This window comes from Blautia sp. DFI.1.216 (assembly GCF_020594215.1).
Lineage (GTDB): Bacteria > Bacillota > Clostridia > Lachnospirales > Lachnospiraceae > Blautia_A > Blautia_A wexlerae.
The window spans coordinates 1-241 of sequence record NZ_JAJDML010000241.1; the positions used below are offsets into that span (position 1 = coordinate 1).

At 42.7% G+C, this 241-nt stretch carries 1 pseudogene; it reads left to right on the forward strand.

Going from position 1 to position 241, the window contains the following annotated elements:
- Positions 1-230: pseudogene (locus LJE11_RS19585) on the forward strand (RNA-guided endonuclease InsQ/TnpB family protein); the annotation flags it as partial.
- Positions 231-241: the final 11 nt, after the last annotated feature.

Consider the following 241-nt stretch of genomic DNA (forward strand, 5'->3'; position numbering starts at 1 on the left):
AAAGTTATACCAGCCAGTGCAGTCCGCTGTCACCGGAAGTAGGGAAAAGATATGCGGAACCGTCCAACCGGAAAGAGAGAGGATCATATAGGGATGGAAACAGAGTCTATAATGCAGATGCAGTAGGCGCATATAATATCCTGAGAAAATATCACTCCGTATCCGGAATAAAAAGAGAATTGTCCATAACCGGACTGAAAACACCGGAAATAATAAAAGTAGCTGTATAGCTCTAAAGAGC